Source organism: Vibrio natriegens NBRC 15636 = ATCC 14048 = DSM 759 (genome assembly GCF_035621455.1).
Taxonomy (GTDB): Bacteria; Pseudomonadota; Gammaproteobacteria; order Enterobacterales; family Vibrionaceae; genus Vibrio; species Vibrio natriegens.
In genome coordinates, this window is record NZ_CP141822.1 from 1,220,326 (window position 1) to 1,234,835 (window position 14,510).

Consider the following 14,510-nt stretch of genomic DNA (forward strand, 5'->3'; position numbering starts at 1 on the left):
CATTCTGCTTAACTGAGTCATAGGATGATAACAATTTTTGATAAAATATCTATGCTTTAAGTCCGAATATTGTAAGCTCTTAACAGGTTTTGCGTAATTTATGAGTTGAAAGGCCTTGTTTCCAGAAGAAAGCCGTCAGAATTTACTTGTAAAACTGAGCCTTGCGTATACCAGTCACCTAAAACTATGCGTGTTTTCTTAACCCCGTTGACGTCGAAATGGTGTGTGTCGGGACGATGTGTGTGACCATGAATCATCAGGTCAACGCAATATTGAGACATCACGTTTTCTACTTCGCTTTGGTTAACATCCATGATGTCCAAAGATTTGTTGCTTTTATCATCTCGAATATCAGATTGAACTTTGGCGACGATTTTTTTCTTTATAAACCAAGGGATATGGTTGAAGACCCATTGCAACCATGGTTGGTGAACGGTTTTGCGAAATTTCTGATAGTCAACATCGTCTGTACATAGTGTATCGCCATGTAAGATCACCGCTTTTTTGCCATAAAGATCAATAGTACAAACATCATCAAGAAGCGTAATCCCCGTTTGTTTGCAAAAACGTTTTCCTAACAGGAAATCACGGTTGCCTTGAATAAAGAAGACACGAACACCGCTGTCGGTAAGTGCTTTAAACTCGGTCCGAATTTGGTTTGCGAAAGGCGTTTTGTCGTCGTCACCGACCCAAAACTCGAAAAGATCGCCTAATACGTATAAAGCGTCGGCTTTTGGGGCTTCTGTGCGCATGAAGGTCACAAAACACTCTGTAATGTCAGGGCGTGACGGCGTAAGGTGCAGGTCTGATATAAATAATGTTGTCATAGAAATAAGGGGAGGCGAGGCCTCCCCATTTAATTAAGTGGTGGGAATAATTCGTAAGAATTACTCTTCGATTGTTGTACCAGTGATTACCACGTCTTCTAGTGGTACGTCTTGGTGCATGCCGTAAGAACCAGTGCTAACGCCTTTGATTTGGTTAACTACGTCCATACCTTCTACAACTTCACCGAATACACAGTAACCCCAACCGTCTAGGCTTTCGCTACGGAAGTCTAGGAATGTGTTGTTGTTTACGTTGATGAAGAACTGAGAGCTTGCTGAGTGCGGCTCCATAGTACGTGCCATAGCAAGAGTACCTACTTTGTTGCTAAGGCCGTTGTTTGCTTCATTTTTGATCGGTGCACGTGTTGCTTTTTCACGTAGACCTGATTCCATGCCGCCACCTTGAACCATGAAACCATCAATAACACGGTGGAATAGAGTGTTGTCGTAAAAACCGTCGCGGCAGTACTGTAGGAAGTTTGCGCTTGTTTCTGGCGCTTTCTCTTCGTTTAGTTGAATCTTGATGTCACCAAAATTAGTGTGAAGGGTGATCATGCTACTGTCCTTTACTGTGTTGTATTGAGCCCGAGATTCTAGCCTAAGTTACAACGCTTTAAAAACTCAGGAAGAAGAAATTAATCGTTTTGTGCTTGAAGTTTAGCCGATTATCGTTTTATCGGTTAATTCCTATTACCTAATAAGGTCGGAGTTGTTATACTCGGCCTTCTTGTAATCATTCACAATCATAGATAGAGATCATGTTAAAGATATATAACACACTCACAAGACAGAAAGAGGAATTCAAACCAATTACAGCCGGCAAAGTTGGCATGTATGTCTGTGGAGTTACCATCTACGATCTCTGTCACATCGGCCACGGTCGTACTTTTGTGTCTTTTGACGTTGTTTCTCGCTACCTGCGTTACTTGGGTTACGATCTAACGTTTGTTCGCAATATCACCGATATCGACGATAAGATCATTAAGCGTGCGGCAGAAAACGGTGAATCTTGTGATTCATTGACTGAGCGCCTGATTGGCGAAATGCATGCTGATTTCGATGCGCTAAATATGAAGCGCCCAGACGTTGAGCCTCGCGCTACGCAGTTCATCACAGAAATCATCGAGTTGGTTGAAAAGCTGATTGAACGTGGCTTTGCTTATGTTGCTGATAACGGCGATGTCATGTTTGAAGTAGGCAAGTTTGACGAATACGGTAAACTGTCTAAGCAAGACTTGGATCAGCTTCAGGCTGGTGCTCGTGTTGATATCGAAACAGCAAAACGCAGCCCACTAGATTTCGTACTTTGGAAAATGTCTAAGCCTGGCGAACCAACTTGGGAATCTCCATGGGGCCCTGGCCGTCCAGGTTGGCACATTGAATGTTCTGCAATGAACTCGTCAATTCTTGGTAACCACTTCGACATCCACGGCGGCGGTTCTGACCTTCAGTTCCCTCACCACGAGAATGAGATCGCTCAGTCTTGCTGTGCACACGACACTAAGTACGTGAACACTTGGATGCACAGTGGCATGGTGATGGTCGATCGCGAGAAAATGTCTAAGTCTCTGGGCAATTTCTTCACCATCCGTGACGTTCTAGGTCACTACGATGCGGAAACTGTACGCTACTTCCTGATGTCTGGTCACTACCGTAGCCAACTAAACTACAGCGAAGATAACCTAAACCAAGCGCGTGCTTCACTTGAGCGTTTATACACTTCGCTACGTGGTCTTGATTTAAAAGCAGCACCAGCTGGTGGTGAAGAGTACGTTTCTCGCTTTACTAACGCGATGAATGACGATTTCAACACGCCTGAAGCTTACTCAGTACTGTTTGATATGGCGCGTGAAGTAAACCGCCTGAAGACAGAAAGCGTCGAGAAAGCGAGCGAACTTGGCGCATTAATGCGTGAGCTTGCTGATGTTATCGGTATTCTTTATCAAGATCCTGAAGCCTTCCTAAAAGGTGACGCAGGTAATGATGATGAAGTGGCAGAAATTGAAGCGTTGATCAAACTGCGTAACGACTCTCGTGCGTCTAAAGATTGGGCGAACGCAGATATGGCACGCGATAAGCTAACCGAAATGGGCATCGTGCTGGAAGATGGTCCAGAAGGCACAACTTGGCGTCGTAAGTAATTGAATTTTCTTTTAAAGGGCTGATAATTCAGCCCTTTTATTTTCTACTTCTATAATTTTAACTTCAGGTAATGCTCTGTGGCTCAGATGTATTTCTACTACTCTGCGATGAATGCGGGTAAATCAACGACTCTTCTTCAATCTTCTTTTAACTACCAAGAACGCGGCATGACGCCAGTGATATTTACGGCAGCACTTGACGACCGTTACGGTGTGGGCAAAGTAAGCTCACGAATTGGTCTTCAGTCAGACGCTCATCTTTTTGGCCAGGATACCAATTTATATCAGGAGATTACTGCTCTAAACGAGGTTGAAAAGCGACATTGTATTCTTGTTGATGAGTGCCAGTTCTTAACCAAAGAGCAGGTATATCAACTAACAGAAGTGGTGGATAAGCTGCATATCCCTGTACTTTGTTACGGCCTTAGAACCGATTTTCTTGGTGAACTTTTTGAAGGCAGCAAGTACCTGTTATCTTGGGCAGACAAGTTGGTAGAACTTAAGACGATTTGCCACTGTGGGCGCAAAGCGAATATGGTTATTCGTACCGATGAAAATGGTGTTGCTATCAAAGAGGGCGACCAAGTCGCGATTGGCGGTAATGAACGCTATGTTTCGGTTTGTCGTCAGCATTACAAAGAAGCGTTAGGGAAATAGTCCTGATTCGCTAAACGCATACCAAAAAGCCACCAAAATCGGTGGCTTTTTTGCGATTTGGCGTTATTCAATTATGCGAAGTTAAAACCGAAACGTTGCAGTAATGCCTGATAAGACGACTCGACATTTTCCGGAATGACTTGCTCAGTTTGAAAACCTTTTTCAGGGTAGGTTTTGACGCGAGAATAGTCTTCCATCAGTGCTTCTAACACCATCATCAACGGCATGTCTTCATTAATGTACTCGAAGAACGGATGTGCAGTGGAGCTCACTTGAAGTTGAGAATAGGGCGATTGCCATTGTTTCTCGAACGTAGCGATGGCTCGACGCTCCATAAATGGTTTTTGCACCAAAATCACTGAGTCACACAAAATACCGCTGTTTTCGAGTAGCTGATGAGTAAAGCGTACGTTTTCACCACTATTTGTTGATTGGGTTTCTAACAATATTGCATCGCCAGGGACACCTGCCGCTTGCGCGATTTCTGCGAAAGTTTCAGCTTCACTTTTGTCAAACAAACCATCTGTAAATCGCCCTTTACCGCCAGAGAACACAATGAGTGGTGCAAGTTTCTGCTGATAAAGCTTTGCAGCATGTTCTGCGACACGAAGGTCATTACTGCACATGACTAATAAGCAATCCGCTGGTTTTAGCTGATGCTTAAGTTGCATGTAATCCCAGAGTGTTTCGATATGTTGATAAAGCTTCATAGTGCATCCAGCGTTGAGTTAAATTGAAATTGATAACCGAGCGAAACGAGCTTATCTGCGACAATGCGCTTGTCGGCATCTTCTGTCACTGGAGGCAGAGAAAGCTCCGCGCCACTCTTAGTGATTGCAGCCTGATAGAACTCGGCTTTGCTGACGGTATTGGGTGTCGTCACGTTAACAATTTCATTATCAATGTGTTCCAGTGCAAATTTTGCAGCGGCAACCGCATCTTTTTGATGAAGCATGTTTGCAGGGGCTTTGCGGCTAACTTGTTTGAGTCGCGCAGCAAAGCGAGCCGGGTTTCTGTCCGGGCCAATCAACCCGCTACATCTTAAAATGGCATAGTGAATACCAGAGTCGATGACAGACTGCTCCGCCTGCAACATGATCTGCGCGTTTTCAGAAAAATGAGGATGGTTTTGTGCCAGTTTCAACGAGGCGGAATCTTCATTCATGTCAGAGGGCAAATTAGGGTAGACCGTCGTGGAACTGATCATCACTAACTTTTCGATCTCTTGCTGCTTTGCGGTTTCAACTAAGGTTGCCCATTGCTGAGCATACTCTTGACCACCACCTTTTCTAAATCCTGGGGGAAACGCACCGACGATGTGCTTGATTTGATACCGCTGGATAAGCTCTGGCAATTTTATTTCTGCGTGTGGTTGAGTGAGATCGAGGATCTCAGCGTTCATGAGTATCGATGGTAATTCATCCAACCTTTCCTGGCTGCGGCGAGTCACTACAACAGTCTGTCCTTCGTCTACTAACGCTTGGGCGAGTGGTGTGCCTAGCCAGCCTGCACCTACAATCAATGTGTTTGCCATATGTCTCTTCCCGACTAAATTAAAATTGTTAAACAGAGTTATGCGCGTTGTATTGTTCACTGAAGCAAGGGAGGGGATACCTTATCAGGCGTCTAATCTGGTATCGATGTACGTTATTGATTGCAATAGTCAAACTTCAGTGTATTAGAAATAAGTGTAAACCTATTGGCAAAATATGTGAATGCCATCAATGATGATGGCACTTTATAGGAGGAAAGGTGATTGATATTTGAGTGATCAAGCTAGCGATGTTACGGTTTCAGACCGCTTTTAACGGCTTGAACGCTAATCATGCAGCCATTGACGTTTAGATTAGCTTGCCGCTAATACTCGTAAGATTTTTTCTGCGTGTTCTGCGACCTCAATACCTTCGTCAGTTAAATAGCCACCATCAGGCTGTGTGCAGAGTTTTTTCTCATACAGACGAGCAATGGCAGTTTGCGTTTCTTCGGACGCATCTTTGTGAACTTTAATGCCCGTTGCCGCGCTGCTTAAATCGAACTGAAGAAGTAGATTCAATTCGGCCATGTGTTCCGCTGAATATTTCATAAATAATTCCTTTGCGCTTTTTTATCCAAGCTAGTCTCAAAAACCAACTAGAGCAACACAAAACCGCGAGAAGTGTTAACTGTATTGCTATCAGGCTGATATAACGTGGGATTTTTGTTCGAAAGAAAATATTCTTGTCACATATCAATGACAGTAAAAATTTGCCATTTTAGTGTCCCAGATTTGGTGATAAACATCCCGCAAACAATATTTTTAGTTAACACTACAAATACCCCTTGAAAAAGTGTGAAAATCGCGCGATTATCGCCGCCTCCTTAATTGTTTCTAAATGTTACGCCACCATGAATTTCAATCAGTTTGACTCATTACTACCGCCGCAAGCTGCTGAACGCGCTGCCGAAGTTGGTGTAGGTAAAGCGACTAAAGCACCTGTTAAATCCTTCTTACTTGCCATCTCCGCAGGGCTTCATATTGGTATTGCATTCATTTTCTATACAACCGTAACAACGGGTGCAGGCGACTTACCTTGGGGCATGACGCGTTTGATTGGTGGTCTTGCGTTTAGTCTTGGATTGATCCTTGTGGTGGTCACAGGCGGAGAGCTTTTCACCAGCTCGGTGTTGACACTGGTAGCGCGCGCCAGTGGAAAAATTTCCTGGAAGGCGTTAGTTAAAAACTGGTTTGTAGTTTACTTTGGTAACATGGCTGGTGCCGCTATGCTGGTGGCTTGTATGCTGGTCAGCAAGCAGTATATGTTTGATGGCGGGCAGGTCGGCTTAAATGCCATGGCTATTTCCCAGCATAAATTACATCACGGATTCTTCGCGGCAGTCGCCCTAGGCATTATGTGTAACGTTTTAGTGTGTATTGCTGTCTGGATGACATTCAGTGGACGCACCTTAACCGATAAGATTGCGGTAATGATTCTACCCGTTGCCATGTTTGTGTCAGCAGGTTTTGAGCACTGTATTGCGAACATGTTCCAAGTTCCAATGGCGATTGGGATTAAATACTTTGCTCCGGAAGCGTTCTGGCAAATGACTGGCGCAGATATTGCGAATTACGCGGATTTGAACATGACAGGCTTCATTCTCAACAACCTGATCCCTGTTACGTTAGGGAATATTATCGGTGGCGGTGTGTTTGTCGGTATGTGGTACTGGATGATTTACCTGCGTGATGAAGACAAGCACCTGAGATAATCAGTGATCTTCTCTATTTCAGATTAGTAAAAGGCGAGCTCAAATAGCTCGCCTTTCTCTTGTCTGTTGTCTTGCGTCTGCTCGCTTTAAACCTATGCAGCTATACCAACTCTTCGTTAATCCCAAACTCGATCGGCACCCAGTGTGACGTCATTTCATTTGGTACCTGAACCAGCCACTCCAGCGGCGTGTCAGACAACAATTCATCATACTTTTCAGAGACCATTAATACATCCATGATAGTTGCTCCTTTATGCTACTCCCTGCACTCTAAAACTAGAGTATTTCAGCCAAGTGATCAATTTATGACCGTTACGTTTCGGAAAAACCTTTTTCCAGACAACCTGTTATGTTTCTGATTGCGTATGTTTTTTCATTGCTTATCCACATTTTCTGTGGATAACCTGTCTTAAAGATCGTGTGTATCTATCTGACTGCAGAAAATATTATAAAATTAAACGGTTATATGCGAGTAAGTCGAGCTTATTTTGTAGAACTTTTTTGCTCAATTTTTACTCTAACCCGGCCTTCTTTGGTTTGAACGCTGCTCAATGTCATTTCTAGGGTGATAACCACAGATATATTTAACATGACGAAAATCGCTAACATGATCACCAATTGATACTTTATCGCGACCAGAGGGCTTGCTCCTCCTAAGATCTGCCCTGTCATCATCCCTGGAAGCGTGACAAGGCCAGTTGCAGTCATTGACGCTAAGATTGGGGCCATGGATTTTCTTAGCGCCTCTTGAACAAAGGGAAATGAAGCGTATTTAGGAGATGCACCAAGTGAAATAGCGGCTTCGTACTCTGTCTTACGTTCTTCAAAGGCGGTAAAGAGGTTTTGTAGCGCGATGATGTTGCTGCTTAAGCTATTACCCAACAACATACCCGCCAGAGGAATCATGTATTGGGCACTATAAAGAGGAGTCGGTTGAACTAAACCTACCGTCATGGCAATCAGAAGCGGGCATAGACCGCAAACAAGCCCTGTGATCAAAGGCAGCATCAATGGTTTTTTAGGTAAGTGAGCTTTACCCGCAATCGTGCTTGCGCCAACCACAATCATGACAGCTATCCATAGCACGTTGATCAGTAAACTATTTAGGTGGAAGAGGTACTCTAAGTAAACGCCTATCAGGATCAGCTGCACTGTCATACGAAGAACACTGATCGTAGTGTCTTTCGCAATTCCCAATTTGTAGCGATAGTTAATTGCCAGTGGGATGAGCAAAATCAAGCTGAATAACGCCAGTTTTATCCAGCTAATATCTACTACGCTGTCCATCAATTCTCCTAAGTTCTCGTCTTTACCCTTTCTATATTAACTCATATTTTTCGAATGACTTTAAATGCGAGTTAAAGCCTCCTTTATAAGTCATTTCTTATCAATTTGTTTACATTATTTGGTTTTTCTTCGCTATGAAAATGCATTTTTCCCGTAATGTTTAACGTGAAAATGTTATTTGTGTTTTTATATTGTTACCAATTTAACGTTTATTTAAAAGACTTATTTTTTCATATCTGTTCATGTTTTTTAATAAATAATATCAATCCCACACATCTCCGTTCGAACTCAAAAAAGTGTTGAATAACAAGGAGTGAAGGGCGTTATTTGATTGAACCCTACTATTAATATGGACTAACATTTTCGGTTATAAATTGTAAAAAACTTAAGCTCTATTTCCTGAGCTTTTCAATAACACTAAATACAAAGTAGGCAAATGTATGAGAGATGTTAATAATATTGAGTGCAGTGAAAAACGCTCCCTTGAATGGAAGTCGTTTTTCTTTATCGCGGTTGTTCTCTTTCCAATTTTAAGTGTGGGTTTCGTTGGCGGTTACGGATTCATCGTATGGATGTTGCAGGTGTTCTTCTTTGGACCTCCTGGTGCGCACGGTATGTAAGCCGTTGAGCTCATAACCACACTTTTGAAAAGATTTTAAGAGAGCAAATAATGAAATCATTAATCATTAAACTGTGGCGTACGATGACACGCCCTGCCGTGCATATCAGCCTTGGTGTGCTAACTATGGGTGGCTTTATTGCAGGCGTTATTTTCTGGGGTGGCTTCAACACAGCGTTAGAAGCGACCAACACGGAAGAGTTCTGTATCAGCTGTCACACCATGCGCGACAACGTTTATGTTGAACTGCAAGACACGGTTCACTGGAAAAACCACTCTGGTGTACGTGCGACTTGTCCTGACTGTCACGTTCCACATAACTGGACAGATAAAATCGCTCGTAAGATGCAGGCTTCTAAAGAAGTGTTTGCACAAGTATTTGGTAACTACGATGAAGAAGGGGTGTTTGAAGAGCGCCGTATCGAGTTAGCCAAACATGAATGGGATCGTTTTTCTGCGAACAAATCTCTTGAATGTAAAAACTGCCACAACTACGACTCGATGGACTTCGACCAGATGTCTCCGACCGCGCGTATTCAAATGAAACAAGCCGCAGAGAAAGATCAAAGCTGTGTCGACTGCCACAAAGGCATTGCGCACAACTTACCTGCTGGTATGGATAGCATCGGCGGTATTGTCGGCGATCTGGAACAAATGACATCAAACACGGATTACGCAGTAGGTCAGCAGCTAGTCAGCATTCGTCATCTTCCACTTTACTTTGATGAGCAAGGCACTAAAGAAGCGGGCCTTCTAAACCCGGCATCGACCGTAAAAGTTATCGAAGAAAAAGGCGACTTTGTTGAAATCGAAATCGATGGCTGGCGTAAAGCAAAAGGCTTTGGTCGCGTAATCCAAGAAGATTTCGGTAAGAACATTGCGACTGCATCTCTGCTAAAAGAAGCGTCTACCGACAGCAACATGGTGACGACAGGTGAAAAACGTGTTGACGAACTCACTGGTCTCCCATGGGAAAAAGTGACAGCAAAAGCTTGGCTGAAGAAAGAGTCGGCGTTGAACGATATCAATCCAGTATGGGAAAAATCTCGTGAAGCGTACAAAACCAACTGTTCTGTATGTCACACGCAACCTGCTGAAGCGCACTTCGACGCGAACACCTGGCCAGGTATGTTCGACGGTATGTTAGCGTTCGTGAACCTGGATACGGACAGCGAAGCGCTTATCTTGAAATATCTACAGAAGCACTCTTCAGATTATGCTGAAGGCCACCACTAATAAGCGTCGGATTGGAGAATTTTAAATGGCTATTACACGAAGAAGTTTTCTTAAAGGCGTAGCAACGACAAGTGCCGCGTCAGTTATCGGTCCAAGCTTATTAGCGTCAGCTTCAGCAAAAGCCGCGGAATCGACAGGTACCTGGAAAGTGACGGGCTCGCACTGGGGCGCATTCCGCGCTCATATCTACGCGGGTAAGGTTCAGGAGATCAAACCACTAGAGCTTGATAAGAACCCGACAGAGATGCTGAACGGCATCAAAGGCATCATTTACAGCCCATCGCGTGTTCGTTACCCAATGGTTCGTCTGGATTGGCTGAAAAAGCACAAGTACAGCGCAGATACTCGCGGCAACAACCGTTTTATCCGTGTAACGTGGGATGAAGCGCTGGATCTGTTCTACCGTGAGTTAGAGCGTGTACAGAAAGAATACGGTCCTTGGGCGTTACATGCTGGCCAAACTGGCTGGAACCAAACGGGTGCGTTCAACAACTGTACGGCACACATGCAACGTGCAGTGGGCATGCATGGTAACTTCATCACAAAAGTTGGCGACTACTCGACAGGTGCGGGTCAAACCATCATGCCTTACGTACTCGGTTCAACAGAAGTTTATGCACAAGGTACGTCTTGGTCTGAAATCTTAGAGAACTCGGACAACATTGTTTTGTGGGCAAACGATCCAGTGAAAAACCTTCAGGTAGGTTGGAACTGTGAAACGCACGAATCTTTCAAGTATCTAGAACAGCTAAAAGAGAAAGTCGCGAAAGGTAAGATCAACGTTCTGTCTGTTGACCCGGTGAAGAACAAAACTCAGCGCTACCTAGAGAACGATCACCTGTACATCAACCCGATGACCGATGTGGCGTTCATGCTGGCTGTTGCACACGTACTTTACAACGAAGAGCTCTACGATAAGAAGTTCATTGAGACTTACTGTTTAGGCTTTGAAGAGTTCATTCAATACGTTCAGGGTCAAACCAAAGATAAGACGGAAAAGACTCCAGAGTGGGCTGCAGCTATCTGTGGTGTGAAAGCGGACAAGATTCGCGAATTCGCCCGCATGTTGGTTAATGGTCGTACACAAATCTTAATGGGCTGGTGTATTCAGCGTCAGGAACACGGCGAGCAACCATATTGGGCGGCTGCGGTTGTTGCGGCAATGGTAGGTCAGATTGGTCTGCCTGGCGGCGGTATCTCTTATGGTCACCACTACTCAAGTATCGGTGTTCCATCAACGGGTTTCGCAGGCCCTGGCGGTTTCCCGCGTAACCTTGACCAGGGTATGAAGCCGAAGTGGGATAACAACGATTTCAACGGCTACAGTCGCACTATTCCGGTAGCGCGTTGGATTGATGCTATTCTGGAACCAGGTAAAGAGATCAATTACAACGGCGGTAAAGTTAAACTGCCAGATTTCAAAATGATGGTTATCTCGGGTTGTAACCCATGGCACCATCACCAAGATCGCAACCGTATGAAGAAAGCGTTCAAGAAGCTACAAACGGTTGTGACCATTGAATTTGCGTGGACGGCAACTTGTCGTTTCTCTGATATCGTATTGCCAGCTTGTACTCAGTGGGAGCGTAACGATATCGACGTTTATGGATCATACTCAAGCCGTGGTTTGGTGGCGATGCACCGTTTGGTTGATCCACTGTTCCAATCTAAACCTGACTTCCAGATCATGAGTGAACTTACACAGCGCTTTGGCCGCCGTGAAGAGTACACTCGTGGTATGAGTGAGATGGAATGGATCGAAAGCCTGTACAACGATTGTAAGAAAGCCAATGAAGGTAAATTCGAAATGCCAGAGTTCAACGAATTCTGGGAGAAGAGTGTACTGGACTTTGGTGAAGGCAAACCTTGGGTTCGTCACGCGGATTTCCGTAAAGATCCAGAGTTGAATCCACTGGGCACGCCATCTGGTTTCATCGAGATTACCTCTCGTAAGATCGGTCGTTACGGTTACGAACATTGTCAAGAGCACCCAATGTGGTTCGAAAAATCAGAACGTTCACACGGTGGTCCGGGTTCAGACAAATACCCATTCTGGTTGCAGTCTTGTCACCCAGACAAGCGCTTGCACTCACAAATGTGTGAATCTGAAGAGTTTCGCGCCACTTACGCGGTGCAAGGTCGTGAGCCTGTTTACATCAACCCGGTTGATGCAAAAGCGAAAGGCATTAAAGATGGTGACCTAGTGCGTGTATTTAACGGTCGTGGTCAGCTTTTGGCGGGTGCGGTTCTGACCGACAGTTACCCACGTGGCGTTGTTCGTATCGAAGAAGGTGCCTGGTATGGTCCTCTCAACGAGAAAGAAGGCGCTATCTGTACGTACGGTGACCCTAATACGCTAACGCAAGACATCGGTTCGTCTGAGCTTGCACAGGCTACTTCTGCGAACACTTGTATCGTCGACTTTGAGAAGTTCACAGGTAAAGTGCCGCCGGTCACATCATTCGGTGGTCCAATCGAAGTTGCTTAATACAAGCACAAGTACAAAATCCAATACCAGCCTTCGGGCTGGTATTTTTTTAGCTGAATTTTGGGGAGCGTTATCTCAATAATTATGTTTCACTAAGAGCTAAGGTGTATTCGTGAGGCAACTAACGATTTACGCTTCTAAACCGTAGGATAATGGTGACCGTACCTAAACGGTTCATATTGAACCAAGTCTCTTGGGTATAAAGATAATAATAACTAAGTAGATCTAATATGACTCAAACCTTTCAGTTCGCTAATCGCATAGAAATTACCGTCGTTGATAACGACCTGCGCGCCGATGTCATCGGCAATCAAGTACACTTTTCTTTTGCTGGTATCCACCAGAAGACCTTTACTGATCGCGAAGTGCTCTTTGAAGTCCCATTTTTATATGAACATGGCGCTCGCGTGATCGGAGACGGTTTTCAGATGCTGGCACAAACCTCGGGGACTATAAGCCAGCCTATTGATGTTGGTCGTTGTCCTGATAACAATCCGAGTTATCGGATCTATTCTCAAGATGAACCCAAGCGTTACTACAACTACTTAGTGGTTGAAGACTCTGATGGGTATACGTTATTTGGCTTTACCAGTTGCCGTCGCTTCGCTGGCTATTTTGATGTGCGATTGCATGAAGAGCAGTGGATTCTGGCTGCGGCTATTGATGGCGAGCATACACAAGTGACCGACTGGGAAAGTAATGCTTTGGAGTCTGTTACCGTGCTGAGCGGAACATCATTGTCAGCACTTTACCAACAATACAGCAAGATGATTACAGACAATCATCCGGTACGTAACGGTGTCACACAACGTGCTCCTGTAGGTTGGTGCTCGTGGTACGCCTATTACGCTGACGTGACAGAAACGAACATTTTGCAAAATGTAGAGTGTATGAGCGATAAGCTGGCGGATCTGGAGTGGGTGTTACTTGACGATGGCTATCAGGCGTTCATGGGTGACTGGCTCACGCCTTCCGATAAGTTTTCTGCTGGTGTAAAAGAGTTAATTCAGAACATTCGTTTCAAGGGGAAAAAGCCAGCGATTTGGATGGCGCCATTTATTGCTCAACCAGAGTCGGAAGTGTTCAAACAACACCCTGACTGGTTTGTGCGCCATCATGATGGCAGTTTAATGAAAGCTGAAGATGTTACCTACGGAGGCTGGCGATGCACACCGTGGTATATTCTCGATACTTCTCATCCAGAAGTCCAAGATCACCTTACCCGTGTGGTGTCTGTTATGCGTGAAGAGTGGGGCGTCGAACTGTTTAAGCTGGATGCCAACTATTGGGGGACCCTCAAAGGAAAACGCAGCCAGTCTGGAGTGACAGGCGTTGAAGCGTACCGAATGGGAATGGAAGCGATAGCGAAAGGGGCGGGTGACGCTTGGCTGCTGGGTTGTAATGCGCCAATGTGGCCTTCACTGGGGCTGGTGGATGCGATGCGTGTTTCCGATGACGTTGAACGTCATAGTCATCGCTTCGAACAGATCGCAAAAGAAACATTTTACCGCAGTTGGCAGCACCGAAAGCTTTGGCAGATTGACCCAGACTGCGCAACGTTTACCTCGTTACCAAATCAAGCGGCTTCGCGTGAGGACTACGAATTTCATCGTACTGTACTTTTGGCTTGTGGCGGCTTGTTACTTTCTGGCGATCCACTGCCAGAGATTACCCCATTTGCGAGCAAAATGTTGTCGAAACTTATGTTGCGCCAGCGTCGCAGCCAAGAGTCTGCCATCTTTTCGTCATTGAATTTAAATCACGCATTTTTGAAGCTAACATCGAAAAATGATCTGCATTGTTTGTTTAACTTCTCAAATCAAGACGCAACGGAGTTTACGCTGACTTCGGACAAGCCTGTCGACTGGTATGATTTCTGGACGGGAGAAAAGCTGAATCAAGACCCTTGTCAGATGTTTTTAGTTAGCCTAGATAAGGGCTTGAATGCAAAAGCCATCGTCACGGTATAGTGTGATGAATTAAGCGTAGAAAAGAGCCTCAAATGGGGC

14 protein-coding genes are annotated in these 14,510 nt (G+C 44.8%); 7 read left to right on the forward strand and 7 right to left on the reverse strand.

Annotation, left to right across the window (positions count from 1 at the left end; translation table 11 throughout):
* Nucleotides 1–98 precede the first annotated feature (98 nt).
* Together lpxH and VER99_RS05610 are read right to left on the reverse strand one after the other, a co-directional pair.
* Nucleotides 99–827: a UDP-2,3-diacylglucosamine diphosphatase gene (lpxH, locus tag VER99_RS05605; protein WP_024372839.1), complete on the reverse strand. Its 729-nt coding sequence runs from the start codon at nucleotides 825–827 to the stop codon at nucleotides 99–101.
* A 60-nt stretch (nucleotides 828–887) separates the two neighbouring features.
* A complete protein-coding gene (locus tag VER99_RS05610) occupies nucleotides 888–1,382 on the reverse strand; it encodes a peptidylprolyl isomerase (protein ID WP_020332956.1) in 495 nt (164 codons plus the stop codon).
* Nucleotides 1,383–1,585: 203 nt separating this feature from the next.
* On the opposite strand from VER99_RS05610, the gene cysS reads away from it, so the two are divergent.
* The gene (cysS, locus tag VER99_RS05615) at nucleotides 1,586–2,968 is read left to right on the forward strand and encodes a cysteine--tRNA ligase (RefSeq protein ID WP_014231498.1); all 1,383 of its coding nucleotides are present in this window, start codon (nucleotides 1,586–1,588) and stop codon (nucleotides 2,966–2,968) included.
* 78 nt (nucleotides 2,969–3,046) lie between these two features.
* Nucleotides 3,047–3,625, forward strand: a complete 579-nt coding sequence (locus VER99_RS05620) for a thymidine kinase (RefSeq protein ID WP_014231499.1) — start codon at nucleotides 3,047–3,049, stop codon at nucleotides 3,623–3,625.
* 71 nt (nucleotides 3,626–3,696) lie between these two features.
* Here the strand turns inward: VER99_RS05620 and VER99_RS05625 are convergent, their stop codons facing one another.
* The 3 genes from VER99_RS05625 to VER99_RS05635 all read right to left on the reverse strand — a co-directional run bounded on the left by VER99_RS05625 (nucleotide 3,697) and on the right by VER99_RS05635 (nucleotide 5,708).
* A complete protein-coding gene (locus tag VER99_RS05625; RefSeq protein ID WP_020332957.1) occupies nucleotides 3,697–4,335 on the reverse strand; it encodes a YdcF family protein in 639 nt (212 codons plus the stop codon).
* Nucleotides 4,332–5,159 carry an NAD-dependent epimerase/dehydratase family protein gene (locus tag VER99_RS05630; RefSeq protein ID WP_014231501.1) on the reverse strand — a complete coding sequence of 276 codons (828 nt, stop codon included), beginning with the start codon at nucleotides 5,157–5,159 and terminating at the stop codon, nucleotides 4,332–4,334. Before VER99_RS05630 ends, VER99_RS05625 begins: the two co-directional genes overlap by 4 nt.
* Before the next feature lie 312 nt (nucleotides 5,160–5,471).
* A complete protein-coding gene (locus tag VER99_RS05635) occupies nucleotides 5,472–5,708 on the reverse strand; it encodes a TIGR02647 family protein (RefSeq protein ID WP_014231502.1) in 237 nt (78 codons plus the stop codon).
* Nucleotides 5,709–6,010: 302 nt separating this feature from the next.
* Here VER99_RS05635 and focA point away from each other — a divergent pair, with 302 nt between their 5' ends.
* Complete coding sequence (gene focA, locus VER99_RS05640; RefSeq protein ID WP_014231503.1) at nucleotides 6,011–6,871, forward strand: formate transporter FocA; 861 nt, start codon at nucleotides 6,011–6,013, stop codon at nucleotides 6,869–6,871.
* A 100-nt stretch (nucleotides 6,872–6,971) separates the two neighbouring features.
* On the opposite strand, the gene VER99_RS05645 is transcribed toward focA, so the two are convergent.
* Nucleotides 6,972–7,109, reverse strand: a complete 138-nt coding sequence (locus VER99_RS05645) for a hypothetical protein (protein WP_014231504.1) — start codon at nucleotides 7,107–7,109, stop codon at nucleotides 6,972–6,974.
* Between the two features lie 245 nt (nucleotides 7,110–7,354).
* The gene (locus VER99_RS05650) at nucleotides 7,355–8,158 is read right to left on the reverse strand and encodes an ABC transporter permease (protein ID WP_020332958.1); all 804 of its coding nucleotides are present in this window, start codon (nucleotides 8,156–8,158) and stop codon (nucleotides 7,355–7,357) included.
* A gap of 440 nt (nucleotides 8,159–8,598) precedes the next feature.
* On the opposite strand from VER99_RS05650, the gene torE reads away from it, so the two are divergent.
* From torE to VER99_RS05670, 4 genes are all read left to right on the forward strand, one after another.
* A complete protein-coding gene (gene torE / locus VER99_RS05655; RefSeq protein ID WP_020332959.1) occupies nucleotides 8,599–8,778 on the forward strand; it encodes a trimethylamine N-oxide reductase system protein TorE in 180 nt (59 codons plus the stop codon).
* Nucleotides 8,779–8,828: 50 nt separating this feature from the next.
* Nucleotides 8,829–10,013, forward strand: coding sequence for a pentaheme c-type cytochrome TorC (gene torC, locus VER99_RS05660; protein ID WP_020332960.1), 1,185 nt, complete (start codon nucleotides 8,829–8,831; stop codon nucleotides 10,011–10,013).
* Between the two features lie 25 nt (nucleotides 10,014–10,038).
* Complete coding sequence (gene torA, locus VER99_RS05665; RefSeq protein WP_020332961.1) at nucleotides 10,039–12,501, forward strand: trimethylamine-N-oxide reductase TorA; 2,463 nt, start codon at nucleotides 10,039–10,041, stop codon at nucleotides 12,499–12,501.
* A 230-nt stretch (nucleotides 12,502–12,731) separates the two neighbouring features.
* Complete coding sequence (locus VER99_RS05670) at nucleotides 12,732–14,471, forward strand: glycoside hydrolase family 36 protein (RefSeq protein ID WP_020332962.1); 1,740 nt, start codon at nucleotides 12,732–12,734, stop codon at nucleotides 14,469–14,471.
* Nucleotides 14,472–14,510: the final 39 nt, after the last annotated feature.